Origin of the sequence: Thalassovita gelatinovora (genome assembly GCF_001458355.1) — a bacterium.
Taxonomy (GTDB): Bacteria; Pseudomonadota; Alphaproteobacteria; order Rhodobacterales; family Rhodobacteraceae; genus Thalassobius; species Thalassobius gelatinovorus.
Map to the genome: position 1 here is coordinate 131,237 of NZ_CYSA01000026.1, position 23,617 is coordinate 154,853.

A 23,617-nucleotide genomic window follows, 5' to 3' on the forward strand; every position below is an offset into this window, starting at 1 on the left:
GAAATTCCTGTAACGGAGCGACCCCGATGGCCTCTTACCAGTATGTCTACCACATGTCCGGCGTCTCCAAGACCTATCCGGGCGGCAAGAAATGCTTTGAAAACATTCACCTGAACTTCCTGCCCGGGGTCAAGATCGGCGTCGTCGGCGTGAACGGTTCCGGTAAATCGACCCTGATGCGGATCATGGCCGGGATGGACAAGGAATATTCAGGAGAAGCCTGGGCCGCCGAAGGCGCCAAGGTCGGTTATCTGCCGCAGGAACCCGATCTCGACCCGACCCTTGATGTGCGCGGCAATGTGATGCTGGGTGTGGCCGAAAAACAGGCCATTCTGGATCGCTACAACGAATTGGCGATGAATTATTCGGATGAAACCGCTGATGAAATGGCCCGGTTGCAGGATGAAATCGACAGCCAGAACCTGTGGGATCTCGACAGTCAGGTCGATATTTCGATGGAGGCACTGCGCTGCCCCCCCGACGATGCCGATGTGACGTCGCTTTCGGGCGGTGAAAAGCGCCGGGTCGCGCTGTGCAAACTGCTGCTCGAAGCACCCGACATGCTGCTTTTGGATGAGCCGACCAACCACCTTGATGCCGAAACCATCGCCTGGCTGCAACAGCACCTGATCGGCTACAAGGGCACCATCCTGATCGTCACCCACGACCGCTATTTCCTCGACGATATCACCAGCTGGATTCTGGAACTCGATCGCGGTCGCGGTATTCCCTACGAAGGCAACTATTCCAACTGGTTGGAACAGAAAGCCAAGCGGCTGTCACACGAAGCCAAGGAAGACAAGGCGCGGCAGAAAACGCTGGAACGCGAACTCGACTGGATGCGGCAGGGCGCCAAGGCGCGGCAGGCCAAATCCAAGGCCCGGATTCAGTCCTATAACGATCTGGCCAACCAGTCGGAGCGTGAAAAGATCACCCGCGCCCAGATCGTCATCCCCAACGGCCCGCGGCTCGGCTCCAAGGTGATCGAGGTCGCCGGGCTGAAAAAACACATGGGCGATAAGCTGTTGATCGAAAATCTGTCGTTCGATCTGCCGCCGGGCGGTATCGTCGGTGTGATCGGTCCCAACGGTGCCGGTAAAACCACCCTGTTCCGCATGCTGACCGGGCAGGAACAGCCTGACGAAGGTACGGTGGAATATGGCGACACGGTGAAACTGTCCTATGTCGATCAGTCGCGCGACGATCTAAACGACGACGATACCGTGTGGGAAGCGATTTCCGGAGGTGCTGAACTGATCGAACTGGGCGACGCGCAGGTCAATTCGCGCGCCTATTGTTCTAGCTTCAACTTCAAGGGCGGCGACCAGCAGAAGAAACTGAACCTGCTGTCGGGCGGGGAACGCAACCGGGTTCACATGGCGCGGCTGCTGAAAGAAGGTGGCAACGTGCTGCTGCTCGATGAACCGACCAACGATCTGGACGTCGAAACCCTGCGCGCTTTGGAAGACGCGCTGGTTGATTTCGCCGGTTGCGCCGTGGTCATTTCGCACGACCGTTTCTTCCTTGACCGGATCTGTACCCATATCCTCGCCTTCGAAGGCGACGCCCATGTCGAATGGTTCGAAGGCAATTTCGGCGATTACGAAGAAGACAAGAAACGCCGGCTGGGGCCGGATGCGTTGGAACCGAAACGGCTGAAGTACAAGAAGTTCACGCGGTGATCAGAAGGCGGCCTTCGGGCCGCCTTTCTTTTGGTGTCAAGCCTTGCCACCCGTCGCATCCACACCGTAGGCCGGGCTTCAGCCCGGCACCCCCCGGCGCAGCAGAACACACCTCAGGTTCGGAGAGGTGGGTTCGAAACCGGTTCAGAATCGACTGAACAACCCCTTTAGCCAATCGTCTCCGTTGGAGCAGCGCGCGACCAATGTCATCTTCGCAGCGGCCGGATAAGAGGGCATCGATAATTTCGTTTGGGCATATTGCGGTGCAAATTCTACCCGGACCCGGTTGCGTTGCTCCGTATGCAGAACCGCGACACCGGTGCGGAACGCCGCATAATCACCGGTTTCAAGATCCCGCACCACGAACCTTTGGTCCTGTATTTCGCAACGGTTATCAAGCCGGATTTCAGCCCGAATACGATGCGGAGTCGGGACCAACAAATCCCCGATATCGTGACGCAGGACTATGACGGCAATTAAAACGGATAGGCCAACACCCCAACCGATCCATGTTCGGGACGAAATCATCAGAACCCTTTCTGGGAAAACGGATTCAATCGTTTAAGTTGAAGAATCCCATGCTGTTAAAAACCAAGACGACCCGAAGGCGTTGTTGTTTAGGAGATTTTCCAAAACGCGGACAACCTGACCTGCATCAAAGTTTACCGAAACAACCTGTGGCACCGTGCCTGCGGATAAAAGGAGGAACCGCGATGTATGAAAATGTTCTCGTCCCTGTGTCGTTCGAAGAAAACCGTGACTCAATCGGGGCGTTGGAAATTGCCGGGGCGATCCGTTCTGACACTGGAAAAATCACGCTTTTGCACGTGATGGAAGAAGTACCGGGCTATGCGCTGACCTATATACCGGCCGATTTCCACGATAGCGCACAGTTATCGATTGCCGAGGAACTGACGAAAATTGCTGGGGATATCGAAAACATCAACGTCCGCGTCGTCGACGGCCATTCCGGGCGTACGATTGTTGATTATGCCGAAGAAAACGGCATCGATTGCATCGTGATCGCGTCACACCGTCCGGGAATGCAAAACCTGCTGCTGGGCAGCACGGCCACTCAGGTTGTGCGTCACGCCAAATGCGCGGTTCACGTTCTGCGCTGAACGCCGCCTTTGCAAGATATGACAAGACCCGCCCTTTGTGGCGGGTCTTGTCGTGTTCAGGGCAAGGGGGTGTCCCAATCTTGACGTTGCGCTTTGGGTATTGGCGGGCCGCTTGCGTCGCATCGCGAAACAAACGGCCAACCGAAAAAGCGTCACAAGATCTTACATCTTCGCCACGCGATAAATCGCCGGGATCACCAGCACGGTCAGAGCGGTCGAGGTCAGCAGGCCGAACAGAAGCGAAATCGCCAGACCCTGAAAGATCGGGTCCATCAAGATCACCGCCGCGCCGATCATCGCTGCCAGCGCGGTCAGCAGGATCGGTTTGAACCGCGTGGCCCCCGCAGCGATCAGGATGTCGATACTGACATTGCCATCGTCGTCGGCGTTGCGGATGAAATCCACCAACAAGATCGAATTGCGCACGATGATCCCGGCCAGCGCGATGAAACCGATCATCGACGGGGCCGAAAACGGCGCGTTGAACAGCCAGTGACCGAACATGATCCCAAGGAAGGTCAGCGGCACCGGCGTCAGGATCACCAATGGCAGACGGAAGCTGCCGAACTGCGCCACCACCAGGATGTAGATCCCCAGCAATGCCACCCCAAAAGCCGCCCCCATGTCGCGGAAGGTAACCCAGGTGACTTCCCATTCCCCATCCCACAGTAGCGTCGGATGGGTGGTTTCGGATGGCTGGCCGTTCATCGAAATTTCCGGCTTTACCCCTTCGGGCCATTCCATTGCGTCCAGAATATCCCCGACGGCAAGCATCCCGTAAAGCGGTGCTTCGAACTGGCCGGCCATTTCACCCATCACCATGATGGTGTCGATACCGTTGTGGCGGAAGATCGGGAAGGATGTCTTTTCCTCGGTCACTCGCACAACGTCGCCCAATTCGACCACCCCGCGTCCCCCTGGCAGCGCATCGGCCGGAACCGGCGTTGACAAGGCCGTCGCGTCCAACACCCGTTCGGACCGGTCGCGCGACAGCACGATCGGAATCGGTCGCCGTCCGTCGTCCCGGTGCGAATAGCCCACCTTTCCGGAGCCATAAAGAAGCGACAAAGTGGTCAGCGCATCGGCTTCCTGTACCCGGTAGAAGTCCAGATCCGACGGGTCCAGCACGACCCGCACCCGGCGTGCCTGTTCGCCATAATTGTCATCGACGTCGACCACGTAAGGGATCTCCTCGAAGGCTGACCGCACCCGTTCGGCAACCATGCGGCGGGTTTCGGCATCGGGGCCGTATATTTCCGCCATCAGGGTTGAAATTACCGGTGGTCCGGGCGGCGGTTCGACGGTTTTCAGAACGGTGCCCTTGGGCACTTTCAGTTCATTCAGGCGGGACCGCAAATCCAGCGCGATATCGTGGCTGCTGCGTTCCCGTTCGCCCTTCGGTGCCAGGTTGATCTGCACATCGCCCATTTCGGGGTTCGCCCGCAGGTAATAATGCCGAACCAACCCATTGAAATTGAACGGCGATGCGGTGCCCGCATGGGTTTGAGCCGATATCACCTCGGGCAGCGCCAGCGCGACCCGCGCCACTTCCTGCGCGACAGCGTCGGTTGCCTCGACGGAACTACCCTCTTGCAGGTCGATCATCACCGACAATTCGGACTTGTTGTCGAATGGCAGCAACTTAACCGTCACATCGCGGGTATAAAGCGCGGCAAGCGACCCGAAGGACAGAACTGCCACGATAACCAAGAACAGCACAGAGGTCGATTTGCGCTTTAACAACGGTCGCGCGATTGCGGCATAGACACGGCCCAGTCCGCCTCCGGGCACTCCATCCTTGTCTTCTGTATGATGCAAGGGTGCGCGGCCGGCGATTTTCATCATCAGCCAAGGGGTGATGATCACGGCCACGAAGAAGGAAAAAATCATCGCCGCCGAGGCATTGGCCGGGATCGGGCTCATGTAGGGCCCCATCAGCCCGGACACGAACAGCATCGGCAGCAGCGCCACCACCACGGTCAGCGTTGCCACGATAGTGGGGTTGCCGACTTCGGCCACCGCAGCCACCGTTGCCCCGAACCGTCCTTGATCGGCCCCTTTTTTCGACCAGTGCCGGGCGATGTTTTCGATCACCACGATCGCATCATCCACCAGGATGCCGATTGAAAAGATCAGCGCGAACAACGACACCCGGTTCAGCGTGTAGCCCATGATCCAGGCCGCAAAAAGGGTCAACAAAATCGTGACCGGGATCACGATCGCCACCACCATCGCTTCGCGCCAACCGATCGCCAACAGCACCAGCACCACGATAGAAAGCGTGGCAAGCCCAAGATGGAACAGCAGCTCATTGGCCTTCTCGTCGGCGGTTTCGCCATAATCGCGGGTCACTTCGACCTCGACCGAGGACGGAATGACGTCTCCCTCCATGGCGTGAACCCGGTGCAGGATTTCCTCGGCCACTACGACTGCATTGGCCCCGGCACGCTTGGCGACGGCCAGCGTCACCGCCGGTCGGCGCTCAACCGTGTCGTCGTGACGGCTTAGGGTCGACACGTAATGGCCTCCCACATCCGTTTTCAACGATATTTCTGCCACGTCGCGCACGTAAATGGTGCGTCCGTCGCGTGCTGTCAGTTCCAGATTGCCGATATCCGTAGGTGTCGTCAGCGTTTCGCCGACCACCAGCCCGACCTGTTCGCCCTGTTCGCGCAGCATTCCCACCGGAATCGAGGTATTGGCGCCTTCGATCTTGCCCCATAGTTGTTGCAGCGTGACCCCGTACAGTGCCAACTTCGACGGGTCCGGGTTTACGCGCAATTGCGTTTCGGTGCCGCCAATGATGTAGGTCAGGCCGACATCATCGATGGCGGCAAGTCGCGTCTCAACCTCTTTCACGGTTTGTGTCAGATCGGCGGATGTCACCGCGTCCTGCCCTGCCACCGGGGCAAAGGTCAGTGCGACGATCGCCACGTCATTAATGCCACGCCCGACGACTAAGGGTTCGGGAATGCCGACCGGAATCCGGTCAAGATTGGCAAGGATCTTGTCGCGCACCCGCAAGATCGCGGTGTCTGCCGACACCCCGACCATGAACCGCGCTGTCACCATCGCACTGTCGTCTCGAGTATCGGAATAGACATGTTCGACGTCGTCGATGCCCTTGACGATGGTTTCCAACGGTTCGGTCACAAGCTTGACCGCGTCTTCAGCCTTCAGCCCCACCGCCTGAATGTGAATATCGACCAGAGGCACCGAAATCTGCGGTTCCTCTTCGCGTGGCAGCGCGGCAAGTGCAATCAACCCAACTGCCAGCGACGCCAGCAGGAACAGCGGTGTCAGCGGCGAAATAAGGAACGCGCGGGTCAGGTGACCGGCCAGTCCAAGGGCCCCGCTGGGGCCGGAACCTTGGTTACTCATTGCTGATCACCACGCGGTCGCCTGCTTCCAGACCGGTCAGGACTTCGCGCCAAACGGTACCGTCCCGCGTGATCCCGATGCCCGGGATGACCACGCGACCAACCTGGCCTTCCGGCGTATCGACTGTCACAAAATCAAGCCCGCCACTGCGGCTCAAAGCGTGTTCCGGAACAAGGATCACTTGCCGTTCCCCGACTGGCAACCGCACCGGCAACCGCAGGCCGAGGTAACGATCATCGAGGTCTGTAACCTCGACATCCGCCTGTACCCGACCGCCTTGGATTTGCGGATAGAGCTTGGCGATTGTTCCGGTGCCTTGTCCCGCGCCGCCCTCAATTGCGATCTCGTCGCCTTCTTGAAATGCCCCGGCAAAGCGTTCCGGGATCGACAGCCGCAGGAAGACGCCACCGCTGCCGATCTGCGCCACCGCTTCGCCCATCCCAAGAACCGATCCCTGCGAAACCGGAACTGCAAGTACGATCCCGGCTTCGGGGGCCAGAACGTCGCCTTCTTCGACTTGACGGCGGATCACCTGCCGCTGCGCTTCGGTTGCGGTGATCTGACCGACCAGCACATCCACCGCCGTTTGCAGCGCGTCCAGTCGCTGCTCGGTTATCGTGCCACGCTCCAGCAATTGCTTGCCGCGCGTCAGTTCAGCTTCGGCGTTTGCCTGCTGGGCTTTCAGCGAATCCAGATTGGCGCTCATGGCGTCGATCTGCACGCCCAGTTTGTCGTCTTCAATCGTTGCAATGACCTGACCGGTTTCGACTCGATCCCCTTCGGTTACTGCCAGCGTCACCAAGGTGCCGGAAATACGGGTCCGCGCCGGAAGCAAATTGCGCGCCTCGATTTCGCCGTAGACGGGTTTCCATTCGGTGACAGGTTCAAGTTTAACTTCGAGGGTTTCAGCCGACAGGGCCGACCCAAGGAAGAGCAATAGCATAGAAACAAAGGTAAATTTCATAGGAACCCCAGCGACGAATCAAGTTATATTCATTATTTAGCATGTTTGGGCGGGCTTTAAATGCCAGTTCTGAAAAAATGCCAATAACGACGGCCTTGTAGCGGCCGCATCTTCTGTCGTTTCACGAGATTTCGCGATTCCCGACAATCAATGCATGCGACACCCAGAGAGGCGGTAGCATCGCGCTCCTCTGACTGTGCCCATCCTGTACATTGGGATGGGTGCCGTCAACATCTGGAATGCGCTGCAAATTCACCTGATCGGCGGGTTCCGATTCCACGCTCGCCATTAACTTCGGGTTGCAAGACCCGCCGCGCAAAAACGGATCAGGTGCTGAATCTGACGGTCTTCGGTCGTTGCCACGCCACCCAATGCACCGATCCGTCCCTGCGACGTCAGCAGCGCCAGCATCGCCGAGACACAGAAAACAAACCCTTCGGCGGCTTCGTGACGGGAAATACCGGGAACAAGCTTGATGATTTCCGACAGGAAAACCTCGGCCGTGGGGTCGAAGCATTCCTGCGAAATCGTCTGCCAACGGTCGTCTGCAGAGGCAAAGGCGACAAGCCGGGCATAGTCGCGCCAACTTGAATCTTCGCCGGACAGATCGAAAAAAGGCCGTATGAAAGCAGATAGCAGCGTTTCAACCGTCAAGGTGCGGTCATCGCGCAACCGTTGCAGCGCCTTAAGACGTGTCCGTGAAAGCGGTGCGGCCCGGCGTGCCACAGTGCGGTGAAACAGCGCCTCCTTGCCGCCGCCATGATGATGGACCGATCCGACCGGTTCGCCGGCTTCGGTCGCGATGTCGCGAATGGTTGCGCCGTCGAATCCCCGGTCTGCGAACACCTTCTCGGCAGCATCAAAAACCCGTTTCCGGGTCGCCAAGGATCGCTTAGATGGTGCCCTTTTTCGTTTGCTGTCAGTGGGTTCTGCTATGGTCATGAAAACATCTTGCCTTATTTTGAACAACTGTTCAAGTTAAGAGTATCCAAGGGAGGATACCATGATTGAAACGCGCGACCGGCTCGCCCTGATAGGGGCGGGGCCGATGGGTTTGGCTGCTGCGCAGCTGTTGGCCGCACTGAAGATCGATTTTCAGGGATTCGAATTGCATTCCGATGTGGGGGGGCTGTGGGATATCGATGCGCCACGCTCTACGATGTATGATTCCGCACATCTGATTTCGTCCAAGAAGATGACGGAGTTTGCCAATTTTCCAATGCGAGACGAGGTCGCGGAATACCCGTCGCATCGCGAATTGAAGCAGTATTTTCAGGATTACGCCCGCCATTTCGACTTGTACCGGCATTACATGTTCGGGGCTGAGGTGCTGTCGTGCAAACCTCTGGGCGGGTCTGGCAACGGCTGGGAAGTCACCTGGCGCGACGCCGAAGGTGAACATACTCAGATATTCGCAGGTGTGCTGATCGCCAACGGCACGCTTAGCACACCGAACATGCCCGATTTCAAGGGCAGTTTCAGCGGCGAATTGATCCATTCTTCTGCCTATCGCAGCGCTAGCCAGTTCGATGGCAAGCGCGTTCTGGTGGTCGGGGCGGGCAATTCTGGCTGTGATATCGCCGTCGACGCGATCCATCATGGTACGGTCTGCGACCTGTCGATGCGGCGCGGCTATTACTTCGTGCCCAAATACGTGTTCGGCAAACCGGCCGATACGCTGGGTGGCGCGGTCAAACTGCCAATGGCGCTGAAACGGGTCGTCGATGGGTTGATCCTGAAATGGTTCGTCGGCAATCCGCAGAAATACGGCTTTCCCAAGCCCAATTACAAACTCTACGAAAGCCACCCGGTGGTGAATTCGCTGGTGCTTTATCATGCGGGCCATGGCGATATCAAAATCCAACCGGATATCGACCGGTTCGATGGCAACACGGTGCATTTCAAGGATGGAACCCAGGCGGATTACGACATGGTCCTTGCCGCTACTGGCTACAAGCTCGACTATCCGTTCATCGATAACGCGCTGCTCAACTGGCAGGGCGATGCGCCGCATCTTTACCTCAACTGCATGCATCCTGACCGTGACGACCTTTTCGTGCTCGGAATGGTCGAAGCATCAGGCCTTGGCTGGCAGGGGCGGTATGAACAGGCCGAAATGGTTGTTCGCTATATCAAGGGACTGCGCGATGACAACGCGGCGGCCCGGACATTGCAAAAGACCAAACATGACGGTTTCACCCGTGCCACGGGAGGAATGAGCTATATCGACCTGCCGCGCATGGCCTATTACGTCGACAAGGCAACCTACCGCAAATCGGTCTGTCAGTGGATCAGCAAGCTGCAAGGGGCCTCGGCATGATAGATGAAGCCGTTTTGAATTTCGCACCTGGCTCGCTGATGCTGCTGAACGCGATCCTCGCCGTGGTGATGTTTTCCATCGCCATCGATCTGCGGACAAGCGATTTCAGGCTGCTGGTGCAGGTGCCCAAGCCGCTGCTTGTCGGGTTGTTGTCACAATTTGTGGTGCTGCCGTTGCTGACCTTCCTGATGATCCTCGCGGTGCAGCCGCAGGCATCGGTGGCGCTGGGCTTGACGTTGGTAGCGGCTTGTCCGGGGGGCAATATTTCCAACTTCATCACCCACCGCGCCGGTGGCAACACCGCACTTTCGGTGTCGATGACGGCGCTGGCGACCGTGGGGGCCATCCTGCTGACCCCGTTCAACATCGCGTTCTGGGGCGGTCTTTACGAACCTTCGGCGGCAATCCTGCGCGCGACTGAAATCGATCCGGTGCAGATCGCGATCACGGTTGGGTTGATGCTAATCCTGCCGCTTGTGCTGGGCGTGACGCTGAATGCCAAACGGCCTGGACTGACGGCGCGACTGCGACGCCCGCTGCAATGGCTGTCGATGGGGATTTTTCTGGCCTTCATCGTGCTTGCTCTGGCCGCCAACTGGGCACAGTTCCTGGCCTATGCGGGCGCAATTGCGGGGCTTGTGGTGTTGCATAATGCGCTGGCCTTTGGCGGCGGCTATGTCACCGCCACGCTGGCACGGTTGTCACCCTTCAACCGCCGGGCCGTCACAATCGAAACCGGCATCCAGAATTCGGGCCTTGGTCTGGTGCTGATTTTCAGCTTCTTCGGGGGCTTGGGCGGTATGGCCGTGGTGGCCGCGTTCTGGGGCATCTGGCACGCCATTTCGGGCATCGCGCTGGCCGCCATCATGAACCGGACGGAGGCGCGCCGATGACCAAGATCCTGATCACCGGTGGGGCCGGAATGGTGGGCCGGGCCTTGGCCGACGAATTGCCATATGCCGATATCGTCGCCACCGATCTGGCGCGGGGCAGCTTGCCGGACGCGGTGCGGTTTCGCACGATGGATGTCACCGGCACCGACCCCGCGAGGATCATCGCGGAAGAAAAACCTGATGTCGTGGTGCATCTGGCGTCGATCGTCACCCCGCCGCCGGGAATGACCCGGCGAGACGCCTATGCCGTCGACGTGACCGGAACGCGCAACGTGCTCGACGCTTGCGTGAAACAGGGGGTGAAACGGTTGGTGGTGACCAGTTCGGGCGCCGCCTATGGCTATTACGCTGACAACCCGGTGCCGCTGCGCGAAACCGATCCCTGCCGGGGCAACACCGAATTCGCCTATTCCGACCACAAACGGCAGGTCGAGGAAATGCTGGCCGAGGCGCGCAAGATGCATCCCGAACTGGAACAGGTGGTGCTGCGGGTCGGCACCGTGCTGGGGGCAGGGGTCGAAAACCAGATCACCGCGCTGTTCCATCGTCCGCGAATTCTGGCGATCCGGGGTAGTGACAGCCCCTTCGTCTTCATCTGGACCCGCGATCTGGCCCGGATCGTCAAACGGGCGGCGACGGACGGCCCGCCGGGCATCTTCAACGTGGCCGGTGACGGTTGGCTCGGCGTTGACGATCTGGCCCGTGCTCTGGGAAAACCGGTGCTGCGGTTGCCCGCCTGGGCATTGAAAGCGGCGCTTGGTGTCGCGCATCCGCTGCGGCTTTCGCGCTATGGGCCTGAACAGGTGCGGTTCCTGCAATACCGCCCGGTGCTGGCCAATGACCGGCTCAAGCAAGTGTTCGGCTATGAACCGGAACTAAGCTCTGCCGCAGTGTTCCGAATGTGGAAACAGGGGGTAGGGTTATGAAAACAGCGGTGATTTCGGGCGGCAATGGCGGGCTGGGGCGTGCATTGGCGGCCGGGCTGGAAGCCAAAGGATGGCATTGTGTCTTGCTTGATCTGAATATCGATGGGCTGGAACCGGGTGAAACCCGGACGCCGATACAGGTGGATCTGACCGACGCGGCGGCCTTGCGGCGGGCAGCGGTGAAATTGATCGCGGCGCGTCCGTCGATCGATATGGTGATTTATAATGCCGGCGTGTCGCAGATCGGTTCGTTCGCCGAGGCCGATGAAACCAGCCACCGGCGGGTGTTCGAGATCAACTATTTCGCCGCAGTGGGCATGGCCCGCGCCTTCCTGTCTGCCTTGCGTCAAAGCGGCGGCATCCATCTGGCGATTTCATCGGTCGCTGGCTTCGCGCCGTTGCACAACCGCACCGCCTATGCCGCGTCAAAACATGCGCTGGAAGGCTTCTTTGGGTCGTTGCGATCCGAAGAAACCCCTTACGGCGTGCGCACGCTGATTGCGGCTCCCAGCTTCGTGGCGACCAATATCGGCAATGCGGACCGTTCCGAAGATGGGATCATGCGGCCCGGCGCAGCGTCCGACGGGGTTGATTACATGTCGCCTGAAGACGCGGCGGCGGTGATCCTGCGCGGTGTTGAAAAAGGCCGGGAATTCATTCCGGTGGGTCGGGTGGCGACGCTGGCCTCCTTGATGATGCGCGCCTCGCCACGGCTGTATCAATGGGCAATGCGGCGCAACATCAGCGGTCAGAATTAAGCGCGCATGCGGGGTCGAGCGGTCTTGCACGGTCCCGCTTCGGGTGTCGGGGCTTGACACTGCGCGGTACTCCCGGTCCTCTCGCGACGAAAGGCAGGTGACCACATGAACAACACATTCGACCAGGAACTCGAAGACCGTCTCGTCCGCTACGCTGCAATCGACAGTCAGAGCGATGAAGATTCGCCCGCGTCCCCCAGCACGGATATTCAGTTCGATCTGCTGCGTTTGCTGCAAACCGAACTGACCGAGATCGGGGCGCAGGATGTCCAGTTGACCGATTACGGCGTCGTTTTGGCAACCATCCCCGGCTCCGTTGCAGGGCCGACCATCGGTCTGTTGGCCCATGTCGATACCGCGCCGCAATTCAATGCTACCGGCGTCAAACCCCGGGTCATCCGGGGCTATAATGGCGGCGATATCAGCTTCCCCGATGATGCCTCTCTCGTGCTGTCGCCCGACGCGTCACCGTATCTGGCCGGAAAACAGGGGCATGACATCATCACTGCGTCGGGCACCACGCTGCTGGGCGCCGATGACAAGGCGGGCGTGTCCATCATCATGACCGCCGCCCGGCACCTGCTGGCCCATCCCGAAATCGCGCATGGGCCGGTGCGCATCGCCTTCACCCCAGACGAAGAAATCGGTCGCGGAGTGTCCCAAGCGCTGCCCAAGGATCTGGCTGCTGATTTTGCCTATACCTTCGATGGAGGCAAAGTCGGTGAAATCGAATTTGAAACTTTTTCCGCCGACGGGGCGGAAATTACCATTACCGGGGTGTCGATCCATCCGGGGTTCGCCAAGGACAAGATGGTGAATGCCATCCACCTTGCGTCGAAGATCATCCAGACCCTGCCACAGGCGACCATGACGCCCGAAGTCACCGACGGCGCCGAGGGCTTTATCCATGCGACCGAAATGACCGGCGGGTCGTCGGAGATGAAAATCAAGCTGATCCTGCGCGATTTCGAACGCGAAGGATTGGCCGAAAAGGGCGATCTTCTGCGTCAGGTCTGCGCCGCAGTGCAGGCCACCGAACCGCGCGCCAAGATCACCTGCAACATCCGCCCGCAATACCGCAACATGCGCTATTGGCTGGAAAACGACATGACACCGGTCGACCTTGCCCGCGATGCCTGCCGAAAACTGGGGATGGACCCGGTATCGGTTCCGATCCGAGGCGGCACCGATGGGTCGCGGCTGACCGAAATGGGCGTGCCGACACCGAACTTGTTTACCGGGATGCAGAATATCCACGGGCCGCTTGAATGGATTTCGGTGCAGGATATGGCCGTCGCAACCACGTTTTGCCTGACGCTTCTGGGTCTGGCCGCGACAGGCAACGATCAATAACAGCCGGGCAAGTCTGGTCGAAAATGGGCACCCGATATTCGGGTGCCCTTGGTGTTTAGATCCACGCCGGATCAGGTCTTGTGCGCGGGTAACAGGAAGCCGTCGAAGAATTCCGACACTTCGCCATAGGCATCCAAAGGCAACACATGGGCGATGTATTGATCGGGGCGGACCACGATCATGCAGCCTTGTTCACGGTCAATGCCGCGCATGTCGAAAATGTCACCCGCTCCTTTGTGATCAACACAGAATATTTTCGAATGATCCTGCAAACCCAACTTGCCCGTTCTGGGTTTGAGCAGGGACGGCATGGTTTCATGAGTAAGTTGATCGAAGGTCTGCTGGAACACCGCGCGCAGATCGATGACGGCGTCGATATCTTCATCCGGGCGGGTGACTTTCACCACCGGGGAGGCCGGATCGTTTTCAAGCCAGCCGGCAAGTTTATGAATCTTCGACCCGGCATCCGAACTGTCGTTTTTACCGGCAAAGGCGTAGATTCGCCAACGGCCGTCGGCTTCGGCGGCATGGCCAAGCTGCATCTGCTTGGCATCCGACAGCCGCACCACCGGGGCCGAATGGAACCGGCGGCCGATCTCTTCGCCGGTGGCCAGCGACTGATGGGCAGGTGCCCCGATCAGCGTTGATTGGTGATATTGCACCGCCAACCCGCCGGTGAATTCCAAATTTTCGATGAACTGTTTCTGAAATCGCGGCATTTCGGAGCCGTCCAATTCGGATTCACCGGGCGGGGCCGACATGATCCGGGCCCATTCGTGATCGGTATCAACCAGCCGCTTGGCTTCGGCCCAGCGTTCCGTAGAATAGCTGTGCAGAAGGCTCAGGTCGGACCGGCCTTGAAACACATGCGCCAGCTTCCAGCCCAGATTGAACGTGTCCTGCATCGAAACATTCATTCCCTGCCCCGCCTTGGGGCTGTGGGTGTGACAGGCATCCCCGGCAGTAAAGACGCGGGGGAAACGGGTGTCGGCTTGCCCGTCGGGCACGTCGTCGAACTTGTCGGTCATCCGGTGCCCGATTTCGTAAATCGACCACCAGACCACTTCTTTCACATCGATCGTATAGGGCTGCATGATCCGGTTGGCCGCTGCGATCATGTGGTCGGCAGTGAATTTGCGGCTGCTGACGCGTTCGTTTTCACTCAGCTTGTCCAATTCCACATACATCCGAAACAGATACCCGCCTTCGCGCGGCAGGATCAGAATGTTGCCTTCCTGCGCCGAGGCGATCAGGCATTTCTGCCGCACGTCGGGGAAATCGGTATTGGCAAGGATATCCATCACGCCCCAGGCCTGATGCGCCGCATCGCCATGCAGGGTGCCGCCGATCGCCTTGCGCACATTCGACCGTGCCCCATCGCAGCCGACCACATAATTGGCCCGCAGGGTTTTCGTCGCGCCCGCGTTTACCCCGGTGTTTTCCAAAATCACTGTCACCGGGTGGTCGTCGGTCATGGTGTCGATGCTTAAATCCCGAACCGCCCAACCATAATCGGGTTCCAGCCGCGATGCCGAATTTTTCATCACCCCCAGAAACAGCTCATGCACCCGCGCCTGGTTGATCAGGGTATGCGGCATTTCGGATGAATCGTCGGCCACATCCTGCACCCGGCCGATCCGCTTGATTTGTGTAGGGGTCTCCGGGTCAGGAGCCCAGAAAGCCGTCTGGTTCACCCAGTAGCTTTCGCGCTTGACCGTCTCGGCAAAGCCGAACGCCTGAAACATTTCCATCGTGCGCGTGTTGATGCCATCAGCCTGACCCTTTTCGATCTGACCGGGTTTGCTTTCGACGATCATCGTGTCGATTTCAGGAAATTTCGACAGCTGCGCTGCAAGGCACAGACCCGCCGGGCCGCAGCCCGCAATCAACACGTCGACCTTTTCAGGCAGCGGTGCAAAAGGTCCGCGATCACGGCGGCATGGCGCGGCGGTCTTGATGTCGGGGTCGCCCCCTCGAAATCCGTCCAAATAGAATTGCATTTCGGTTCCTCCTCGGCCCGCGGGCGGCGCAATGGGTCTGAATACGACAATTAGTAACTGTACTACCTATTATAAGTCAACCATTAATAAGCATACGAATTACTTTGGTGGGGTGTTAACCTCCGGAGGGGGCAATGTGTCAATTTGCGACTTTGTACCGTCGACACCGAAATAACGACGATGTTGTTGCCCGTCGTCGGGGATTGGCGGCAATCCCTACCGACGATGGTCGCTTCGAACTGATACAGCACAGGCCGAACGCGGCAGGTGTCTGGAAAATACAGTCAATTCAACGTGGTGCAGATCAATAGATCGGAGATATTCAAAACCTTGAAGAAAGCCCAATTCCCTTGAAATCCAGTCTTTCCAAAAACGCGTTTTCATTGTAACCAATGGCCACTTTGGTGCGGGCGGTTTGCCGTCCGATTAAAAGGGAACGTGGTTCGGCCATATAGCCAAGTCCACGACTGCCCCCGCAACTGTAGGCGGAGAGCGAAGCCGGTATAACCACTGTCACGAAACGTGTGATGGGAAGGTCCGGCCAAGCATTGACCCGCAAGTCAGGAAACCTGCCGAAGTGTTCACCCTGTCCGGGCGCGAGGGGCGTCGGGGCTGCGGAACTTCCGCTTGTGGTGTTTTCACCGTCTGCGGGGGGCAATCCCTCGAATGACATATCAAACCTATCGACCTCTGCTGGTCGATTTCGAGGGAATAACATGCTCCGCTCTTCTCTTCTGGCTTCTGTTGCCATCGCGCCGTTTTTCGTTGCTTCTGCGATGGCGCAAGACGCTTTCGCGCTTGATGAAATCATTGTCACCGGGGGGCTGTCGCCGATCGAGGCCCAAGCGCTGGGCCGCGCGTCGAGCGTGGTTACGGCCCGCCAGATCGAAGAGCGCGGCATCACTACCGTTCAAGATGCCTTGCGCGCATTGCCGGGCGTGTCCGTCAACGGAGCAAGCAACACTTTCACGCAGGTTCGCATTCGCGGCGGCGAGGTGAACCACACGCTGATCTTGATCGACGGGATCGAAGCCGCAGGCGGCGATGGCGAATACATCCTTAGCGGGCTGGAAACGGCAAATATCGAACGCATCGAAGTGCTACGCGGGCCGCAATCTGTCTATTACGGATCGAACGCTTCGGCTGGGGTGATCAACATCATCACCCGCAAGGGCGAGACTGGCGGCACGTATTCGACCACGTTGGAGGTCGGCGCAGCGACCACTGCAACCGCTTTTGTGGCGCGCCGGGGCGAACGGGGCGGGCTGTCCTTGTCGTTTTCCCACACCGATGACCAAGGTTATGACCAATCCGGCGATGGTGGCGAAAAGGACGGTTCGGAACGCACGACGATGATCCTGTCCGGCGATTATCTGATCACTGATGATCTCAAGCTTGGGTTTACCTTGCGCCGGGCCGAAGAGGACTATGAGTTCGACGCGACCAGTTTCTTCGCTACGGATGCGGACAGCTATATTGTGGATGATCCGACCCAATCCAGCACCCGAGACGAAACGACAGCGGGTGTTTTTGCCGAATACGAAATGATGGGCGGGCGTTTGACCCATCGCCTGGCTTTCGAAAAGACCGAAGACGAATCCACGTTTAACGGCGGCGCACCGACCACGACGCAAACGCAGGCGCTGAAATACAGGTTGAGCTTCGGTCTGGACGGGGCTGCCGTGGCGCAGGCCGATCATCTGCTGAACTTGCTTGTCGAAAATAAAAAGGACAGCAGCAGCTCGAACGCGCTTTACGAGCGGGAATCGAATTCGATCGCGTTGGAATATCGCGGCAGCTTTGCAGGCGGTCTGGACGTTCAGGCCGGTGCAAGGTTCGACAATAACGACGTGTTCGAGGACGCAACCACATGGAATGTCGGGCTATCCTACCAAATGCCCGGGGGCAACGTCCGGCTGCACGCGTCGGCAGGCACCGGAATCGTCAATCCGTCGTATTTCGAACTATACGCTAGCGCTTTCGGTTATGCCGGCAATTCCAGCCTGACCCCGGAACGCAACAAAAGCTTCGATATCGGGGCAGAGTTCGCGCTGATGGGCGGGCGTAGCAGTCTCGATGTGACCTATTTTAACGAAACGTTGACGGATGAAATCACGGCGGTCAGCATCGGTCCCGGCACTTATAGTTTTATCAATCAGACAGGCGACAGTGATCGCCATGGGGTCGAAGTCTCTGGCTCCATGCAAGCGACCGATGCTGTCACATTGCGGTTGGCCTATACCTATATCGACGCGCAAAACCCGGATGGCAGCGTGGAAATCCGCCGTCCCAAGCACGAACTGACCCTTGGGGCCACTGTGGAAACCTTCGGTGGCCGCGGGACGGTTTCGGCGGACATCCGGCATGTGTCGGGCAATTACGACACCCAGTTCTGGGGCGCGTACAGTACCGTTGAATTGCCTGCTTACACGACGGTCGATATTTCGGCGCGATATGAGTTGACGAAAACACTCACGCTCAATGGTCGGATAACCAACCTGTTCGATGACGATGCCGTTGATGTGTGGGGCTATGCGTCGCGCGGTCGCGCGGCCTATGTGGGTGTCAGTGCAAGTTTCTGAGCTGATAAAGGCCTTGGGCCTGGTGGGCGCGCTGATCAGCGCGCCCATGTCTGCGTTTGCTGATACGGCACCCCAACCGGGCGCACCCGCCAGGATCGTGTCAATGAATCTGTGTACCGATCAATTGGCGATGATGGTGGCCGGGGAAGGGCAGCTTTTATCAGTGTCAAATATGGCCTCTGACCCGCGCAGTTCGGCCATGGTCAGTAGGGCTGCGGCCTATCTGACCAATCACGGGTTGGCGGAAGAAATATATCTGATGCAGCCCGATCTGGTCCTCGCTGGAAACTTCAGCGCCCAAGCGACCGTGGATATGCTTCGCCGGCTTGGTATTCCGGTGGCGGTTTTCAATCAGGCCTATACGCTGGAAGACGTGCGCGACCGGCTGACACAGATGGGGGATGTCCTTAAACAACAAGACCAAGCTGCGATGCTGGTGGCGCAATACGACGCACAACTGGCGACCTATCGGGAAGACGTTACCCTTCGCCCACGCGCGGCGCTTTATTACGCGAACGGATACACAGCGGGGGATAAGACGCTGGCGGGGCAGATTTTGACCACCGCCGGTCTGTTCAACATCGCGACAGAGGCAGGGTTCAATGCTGACGGCATCATCCCAATGGAGATTCTGGTGATGGCGCAACCCGATACAGTCATTACCAGCCGCCCATACCCTGGGGCCTCCAGGTCCGAAGAGGTCAATGCTCATCCGGCGATTGAGGCGTTACGCCGGACCCGCCCGGATGCGGCGCTGACCAGCAGCGACTGGGTCTGTGGCACGCCTTTCGTGCTGCAAGCGATCAGCGATATGGTGGACCTGCGTCGCGCCTTGCAGGCAAATACACCATGACACGGTTGGGTCTTTTCTTGTCCGCTTTCGTGGCGGTTCTGTTCATGACTGCTTTGGTGATTGGTCCCGCCAATATTGGCGTCGCGCAAAGCCTGAAGGCGCTTGTGGCGGGCGGGGAAGGGCCGATGACGCTGGTCATGCGTGAAATCCGTCTACCACGTGCGCTGCTGGCGATGATGATTGGGGCGGCATTGGGGCTGGCCGGGGCGGCGATGCAGGGCTATCTGCGCAACCCGCTGGCCGATCCCGGTCTGATCGGCGTGTCTGGGTCCGCCGCTTTAGGGGCTGTTCTGGCAATCCAGACCGGGTTGGCAGCGGCCTTCGCCTTCGGGTTACCACTCGCGGCACTTGCCGGAGCGGTGATCGGCGTGTTCTTGGTGATGGCGCTGGCGGGGCCGCGCGGATCGTCGCTGACCCTGATCTTGGCTGGGATCGCCATATCTGCGCTCGCGGCGGCGTTTACTTCGCTGGTTCTGAACCTGTCCCCCAATCCATTTGCCGCGAACGAGATCGTGTTCTGGATGATGGGATCGCTTGCCGATCGGTCGATGACGCATGTCTGGATCGCGCTGCCGTTGATCGTGTTGGGGTCGATCATGCTGCTGAGCCTGTCGCGCGGTCTGGATGCGCTGACATTGGGCGAAGACGCGGCGGCTGCGATGGGCATCGGTCTTGGCCGCATGCGCCTGACGCTGATATTCGGAACCGCAGCGGTGATTGGTGCCTCCACTGCCGTTGCCGGTGCAATCGGTTTTGTCGGGCTGGTAGTGCCGCATTTGCTGCGCCCGTTGGTCGGCGCGCGACCTGGGCGGCTGTTGTGGGCCTCTGCCTTTGGCGGGGCCGCGATGGTGCTGGCCGCAGATATCGCCGTGCGGGTGATCCTGCCTACACGCGATCTGAAACTGGGCGTCGTGACCGCGCTGGTCGGCGCACCGCTGTTTCTGCACTTGATTTACCGAACCCGAAGGGATGCGGTATGAGCCTGCTGAGCCTCCAGGACTTCGGTGTTACCCGTCGCAAGCGCGACATCCTGCGCGGTATCACGCTGGCCGTGGGGCAGGGAGAACTTGTTGGTATCATCGGCCCCAACGGCGCCGGCAAAACAACCCTGATGCGGGCCGCGTTGGGGCTGATTGATGCGACCGGACACAGTTCTCTGGCCACCCTTTCTGCCCATGAACGCGGCCGCGCCGTCGCTTGGTTGCCGCAATCGCGCGAAATCGCCTGGCCGGTGGACGTGCAATCGCTTGTCATGCTGGGACGCATACCGCACTTGGATTCGGGACAAATCCCGTCGGACCGGGACCGCGCCGCAGTGGACCGCGCCCTGCAGCGCATGGACTTGAGTGCGTTTCGCGACCGCACGGTCACCCGGTTGTCAGGCGGCGAACAGGCGCGCGTCCTGATCGCGCGTGCACTGGCGCAGGAAACACCGTTATTGATGGCGGATGAACCGATTGCCGGTCTTGACCCGGCGCACCAGATTGCCACGATGCGCAGCTTTACAGAACTCGCTTCAGACGGTCATTCGGTCGTCGTCTCGCTGCACGATCTGGGGCTTGCCGCGCGCCATTGCACGCGGTTGATCGTGATCGACAAGGGGGGTGTCGTGGCCGATGGGGCCCCCAAAGAAGTGCTGACGCCGGATCTGGTGCGCGACACTTTTGCGATCAGCGCTTTTCTTCAGGATACACCGGATGGGATCGTGTTCCAGCCGCTTGAGGTGAAAAGATGAGCGCAGTGAATCTTATCAGCCCGTGGCTTTCATTCGATCTAGGGCGCGACATGCAGGTGCTCAGCTGGGCGATCAATCGTCCGGGGTTTGTCACCGCGCGGCGCATTGTCTGGCGTGAAGTCCGCAATGCCGACCTGCCGCGTGACATGGATGTGGCGGATTGGTTCGGTCGGGAACTGGCAACGTATGGATTTGAAGACAGCGTTGCGTTCCTGACGTCGCGTGATGTGACGTCTTATGCCGACATCACCACCAGGGTTGGTGACACGACCGTGCAGTGCATCGCGACCGTGGGCCTGTCCAACGCCGAACGGGTAGGGGCCCGGGTTGATCGCCGGGCGCAGGATTGGGGCACGATCAATCTTGCCGTGCGTGTCGATTGCGGGCTTACCCAAACCGGCCTGATCGAGACGCTGAGCATCGCCACGCAGGCACGCACGGCGGCGGTCATGGACGCGGACGTGCCGCTACCATCAGGCAGGGCCACGGGAACGGGCACGGATTGCATTGCTATTGCGGCGCCTTCGGGATCGTTGGATTACGCCGGGCTGCATACCGAATTGGGCGAAGCCGTCGGGGCCGCAGTCTATGGCGCGACGCTATCCGGTGCGTTGCAATGGAAAACGGATATCGCGGCGGTTCAAAAAAGGATAAATGGAAATGTTTGAACCTGCCATTTACACAGGCCGCACGGGATCGAGGTTCTGGCGACGTCGGCATGGGGATATTGCTTTGCTGAAACAGCGGAAGGCGGTTTCTGCTGTACGCAGCGCTTCGGAAAAGACCGACGACGATCATCGGGGGCATTGAGAATGGCATTCGACACCCAAGACGCGCAACAGTTCCTTGAAACCGGCGGTCCCGCGCTTGTCGCGATTGCGGTCCTGTCGGTTTTGACGCTGGCGATCATCCTGTGGAAACTCTGGCGGTTAGGCTTGTCCGGTGCGTGGTCTTCGGGGCAGGCAACCACCATGGTCGAGACTGCGATTGCAGGGCATGTTGCGCCCAAAACAGTCCCCACGCGCAACATACGGGCACGATTTGTGGCAGGGGCGCTCAAGGCACGCGGGCTACCCGATGCGCTGGCCCGCGAAGAAGTCGCACGGCTTGCCGGACTTGAACTCGCCGCGCTGCGTGGGGGGCTTCGCCCGCTTGAACTGATCGTCACCATTGCCCCTCTCATCGGTCTGCTGGGGACGGTCTTGGGTATGATCGAAGCCTTTCAGGCACTTGAAACAAGTGCCGGGCAGGCCGACCCGGCCGTGCTGGCGGGCGGAATTTGGGAGGCCCTCTTGACGACCGCTGCAGGCATGGCGGTGGCGATCCCTGCCGCTGTGGCCCTCAGCTGGTTCGAAGGGATATGCGACAGGGTGCAGGCAGATATGGAAGACATGGCGACGCGGCTCTTTACGCAGATGCCGGGGTCACAGGCGCGGACAGGCTGATGTTCAGTTTCGCATCCCCCCGGCGCACCCGCAGGCCCAGCCTGACGCCGATGATCGACGTGGTGTTCCTGCTGTTGGTTTTTTTCATGCTTGCGTCGCAATTCGGGCGAGATTCTGCGCTGCCGATGGCCGCCGCAGGCCGGGGGCAGGCTTATTCTGGTCCGCCAAGGATGGTCGATGTCGGGGCGGATAATCTGCGTCTGAATGGCGTCGTCATGTCGGCAGAGGCGTTGGTGGACCTGCTTCGATCTATGGCGGGCGACGACGACATGATCATTCTGCGTGGAGATGAAGACACCACAGTGCAACGCTTGGTCGATGTGTCTGTTGTCTTGCAACAGTCCGGTTTTATGCGGCTGGCGCTGGTGGAGTAGCGCCGATGCAGTTCAAACGCCCGTCCCGCCGCCGCACAACGGAATCCGTGGTCCCGATGATCAATGTCGTTTTCCTGCTGTTGATCTTCTTCATGATGTCGGCCCGGATCGCACCCGCCCCGCCGTTCGATCTGACGTTGCCGACAGCGGTACAAAACGCGGCGCTGGAAGAAGATAGGGCACTCTATCTGTCTGCCGACGGGGCGGTCGGTTTTCAGGGGCTGTTGGGGGCAAAGGCATGGGCGGCTCTTGGCGTGCTCGATAAAACGCAGGAACTGACCGTTCGGGCCGATGCGGACCTGCCTGCGCCAATGCTGGCCGCCGTGTTGGCGAAGCTGGCGGCGATGGGGATTTCATCGGCAAGCCTCGCATTGCGTGCGCCATGAAACAGGTCGTCGAATTTGGAGTCTTTGTTATGCTTGCCGGCGCGCTGCATATGGCGGTGTTTCAGGGTATGCCGGGGGGCGGGGTGCCTGCTGCGGGGGATGGGGGTGGTGACACTGTAACTCTGGTCGCCAGCTCTGCCAGCCTATCGGCCATGGTCGCCGAATGGGATCGGCCGGTTGAGGTGCTCCAACAAATCACAAGTCCCGAACTGTCCGTGACTACCGCGTCACAGGATCAACCCCCGGTTTCGGCGCTGCACTCCGAACCGATGCAGCGTCCCGCCTTGTCCACCATCACCACCCCTGCTTTGGACGGTGGTGACCTACCGGCTATCGATGAAACCGTTCCTCCACCGTCAAATGTCGCCGTCACTGCGTCGCTCCGCCCGCAAGAACGTCCCAACCCGCCTAGAACCACCCGGTCCCGGCCTGCCAATCTCGCGCAACCGTCCTCCCGGCAAACCGCAGCAGGGTCTGGCCAGAACCATGCCGCTGGTACGGACGGTGCTGCCACCACCCCAACAACCCGACAAGCGCTCAGGACAGACCTTATGGCCCAATGGGGCAACAGCATTCGGGCGGCTGTGGAGCGGCGCAAAAGATATCCGTCCGGTACGCGGGCCCGTGGTACCGTGATCTTGTCGATTGCAGTGTCCTCAACCGGTGCGCTCGCGTCAGTGAAAGTGCGGAAATCTTCTGGCGATGCGGCGCTTGATCAAGCGGCCTTGATGGCCGTCAGACGCGCACGTTTCGCGACTGCTCCTAAAGGTTTGGCCGTCGGCGTTCATCATTTTTCCTTGCCAATATCGTTCGCTTTGTAATCGCCCTGTCCAGGGCCGCATTG

21 protein-coding genes and 1 riboswitch are annotated in these 23,617 nt (G+C 59.4%); of the genes, 17 read left to right on the forward strand and 4 right to left on the reverse strand.

The features are described 5' to 3' along the window. Positions 1 to 26: 26 nt before the first annotated feature. The 3 genes from ettA (at position 27) to TG4357_RS14565 (ending at position 2,803) form a co-directional block, all read left to right on the forward strand. Positions 27 to 1,682 carry an energy-dependent translational throttle protein EttA gene (gene ettA / locus TG4357_RS14555; RefSeq protein ID WP_058263632.1) on the forward strand — a complete coding sequence of 552 codons (1,656 nt, stop codon included), beginning with the start codon at positions 27 to 29 and terminating at the stop codon, positions 1,680 to 1,682. Between the two features lie 291 nt (positions 1,683 to 1,973). Beyond that, positions 1,974 to 2,162 (forward strand): hypothetical protein, encoded by a 189-nt coding sequence (locus tag TG4357_RS14560; RefSeq protein WP_139193563.1) that lies wholly within the window; start codon positions 1,974 to 1,976, stop codon positions 2,160 to 2,162. Between the two features lie 233 nt (positions 2,163 to 2,395). Next, on the forward strand, positions 2,396 to 2,803 hold the full coding sequence (locus TG4357_RS14565) for a universal stress protein (protein WP_058263634.1): 408 nt from the start codon (positions 2,396 to 2,398) through the stop codon (positions 2,801 to 2,803). Positions 2,804 to 2,965: 162 nt separating this feature from the next. Here the strand turns inward: TG4357_RS14565 and TG4357_RS14570 are convergent, their stop codons facing one another. The 3 genes from TG4357_RS14570 to TG4357_RS14580 all read right to left on the reverse strand — a co-directional run bounded on the left by TG4357_RS14570 (position 2,966) and on the right by TG4357_RS14580 (position 8,090). Then, positions 2,966 to 6,184 carry an efflux RND transporter permease subunit gene (locus TG4357_RS14570; protein ID WP_058263635.1) on the reverse strand — a complete coding sequence of 1,073 codons (3,219 nt, stop codon included), beginning with the start codon at positions 6,182 to 6,184 and terminating at the stop codon, positions 2,966 to 2,968. Beyond that, positions 6,177 to 7,148: an efflux RND transporter periplasmic adaptor subunit gene (locus tag TG4357_RS14575; RefSeq protein ID WP_139193562.1), complete on the reverse strand. Its 972-nt coding sequence runs from the start codon at positions 7,146 to 7,148 to the stop codon at positions 6,177 to 6,179. The genes TG4357_RS14570 and TG4357_RS14575 overlap by 8 nt, the downstream gene beginning before the upstream one ends. A gap of 288 nt (positions 7,149 to 7,436) precedes the next feature. Further along, complete coding sequence (locus TG4357_RS14580) at positions 7,437 to 8,090, reverse strand: TetR/AcrR family transcriptional regulator (RefSeq protein WP_058263637.1); 654 nt, start codon at positions 8,088 to 8,090, stop codon at positions 7,437 to 7,439. A gap of 61 nt (positions 8,091 to 8,151) precedes the next feature. On the opposite strand from TG4357_RS14580, the gene TG4357_RS14585 reads away from it, so the two are divergent. The 5 genes from TG4357_RS14585 (at position 8,152) to pepT (ending at position 13,398) form a co-directional block, all read left to right on the forward strand. After that, positions 8,152 to 9,468, forward strand: a complete 1,317-nt coding sequence (locus TG4357_RS14585; RefSeq protein WP_058263638.1) for a flavin-containing monooxygenase — start codon at positions 8,152 to 8,154, stop codon at positions 9,466 to 9,468. Further along, positions 9,465 to 10,361, forward strand: coding sequence for a bile acid:sodium symporter family protein (locus TG4357_RS14590; protein WP_058263639.1), 897 nt, complete (start codon positions 9,465 to 9,467; stop codon positions 10,359 to 10,361). Before TG4357_RS14585 ends, TG4357_RS14590 begins: the two co-directional genes overlap by 4 nt. Next, positions 10,358 to 11,287, forward strand: a complete 930-nt coding sequence (locus tag TG4357_RS14595; RefSeq protein ID WP_058263640.1) for an SDR family oxidoreductase — start codon at positions 10,358 to 10,360, stop codon at positions 11,285 to 11,287. The genes TG4357_RS14590 and TG4357_RS14595 overlap by 4 nt, the downstream gene beginning before the upstream one ends. Then, positions 11,284 to 12,045 (forward strand): SDR family NAD(P)-dependent oxidoreductase, encoded by a 762-nt coding sequence (locus TG4357_RS14600; protein WP_058263641.1) that lies wholly within the window; start codon positions 11,284 to 11,286, stop codon positions 12,043 to 12,045. Before TG4357_RS14595 ends, TG4357_RS14600 begins: the two co-directional genes overlap by 4 nt. A gap of 105 nt (positions 12,046 to 12,150) precedes the next feature. Next, complete coding sequence (pepT, locus tag TG4357_RS14605) at positions 12,151 to 13,398, forward strand: peptidase T (protein ID WP_058263642.1); 1,248 nt, start codon at positions 12,151 to 12,153, stop codon at positions 13,396 to 13,398. A 71-nt stretch (positions 13,399 to 13,469) separates the two neighbouring features. Here pepT and TG4357_RS14610 read toward each other — a convergent pair whose 3' ends face one another. Then, a complete protein-coding gene (locus tag TG4357_RS14610; RefSeq protein WP_058263643.1) occupies positions 13,470 to 15,398 on the reverse strand; it encodes an FAD-binding monooxygenase in 1,929 nt (642 codons plus the stop codon). A 385-nt stretch (positions 15,399 to 15,783) separates the two neighbouring features. Then, positions 15,784 to 15,989, forward strand: a riboswitch (cobalamin riboswitch). A gap of 125 nt (positions 15,990 to 16,114) precedes the next feature. On the opposite strand from TG4357_RS14610, the gene TG4357_RS14615 reads away from it, so the two are divergent. From TG4357_RS14615 to TG4357_RS14655, 9 genes are all read left to right on the forward strand, one after another. Continuing rightward, the gene (locus TG4357_RS14615) at positions 16,115 to 17,980 is read left to right on the forward strand and encodes a TonB-dependent receptor plug domain-containing protein (protein WP_058263644.1); all 1,866 of its coding nucleotides are present in this window, start codon (positions 16,115 to 16,117) and stop codon (positions 17,978 to 17,980) included. A gap of 103 nt (positions 17,981 to 18,083) precedes the next feature. Continuing rightward, positions 18,084 to 18,833, forward strand: a complete 750-nt coding sequence (locus tag TG4357_RS14620) for an ABC transporter substrate-binding protein (RefSeq protein ID WP_233487516.1) — start codon at positions 18,084 to 18,086, stop codon at positions 18,831 to 18,833. Then, positions 18,830 to 19,813 carry a FecCD family ABC transporter permease gene (locus tag TG4357_RS14625; protein ID WP_058263646.1) on the forward strand — a complete coding sequence of 328 codons (984 nt, stop codon included), beginning with the start codon at positions 18,830 to 18,832 and terminating at the stop codon, positions 19,811 to 19,813. The genes TG4357_RS14620 and TG4357_RS14625 overlap by 4 nt, the downstream gene beginning before the upstream one ends. Then, on the forward strand, positions 19,810 to 20,568 hold the full coding sequence (locus TG4357_RS14630; protein WP_058263647.1) for an ABC transporter ATP-binding protein: 759 nt from the start codon (positions 19,810 to 19,812) through the stop codon (positions 20,566 to 20,568). The genes TG4357_RS14625 and TG4357_RS14630 overlap by 4 nt, the downstream gene beginning before the upstream one ends. Further along, complete coding sequence (locus TG4357_RS14635) at positions 20,565 to 21,236, forward strand: adenosylcobinamide amidohydrolase (RefSeq protein ID WP_058263648.1); 672 nt, start codon at positions 20,565 to 20,567, stop codon at positions 21,234 to 21,236. Before TG4357_RS14630 ends, TG4357_RS14635 begins: the two co-directional genes overlap by 4 nt. A 144-nt stretch (positions 21,237 to 21,380) precedes the next feature. Then, positions 21,381 to 22,013: a MotA/TolQ/ExbB proton channel family protein gene (locus TG4357_RS14640; RefSeq protein ID WP_058263649.1), complete on the forward strand. Its 633-nt coding sequence runs from the start codon at positions 21,381 to 21,383 to the stop codon at positions 22,011 to 22,013. Further along, positions 22,013 to 22,387 carry an ExbD/TolR family protein gene (locus TG4357_RS14645; RefSeq protein WP_175473913.1) on the forward strand — a complete coding sequence of 125 codons (375 nt, stop codon included), beginning with the start codon at positions 22,013 to 22,015 and terminating at the stop codon, positions 22,385 to 22,387. The genes TG4357_RS14640 and TG4357_RS14645 overlap by 1 nt, the downstream gene beginning before the upstream one ends. 5 nt (positions 22,388 to 22,392) lie before the next feature. Further along, positions 22,393 to 22,773, forward strand: coding sequence for an ExbD/TolR family protein (locus TG4357_RS14650; RefSeq protein ID WP_058263650.1), 381 nt, complete (start codon positions 22,393 to 22,395; stop codon positions 22,771 to 22,773). A 29-nt stretch (positions 22,774 to 22,802) separates the two neighbouring features. After that, on the forward strand, positions 22,803 to 23,594 hold the full coding sequence (locus tag TG4357_RS14655) for an energy transducer TonB (protein ID WP_158509085.1): 792 nt from the start codon (positions 22,803 to 22,805) through the stop codon (positions 23,592 to 23,594). Positions 23,595 to 23,617: the final 23 nt, after the last annotated feature.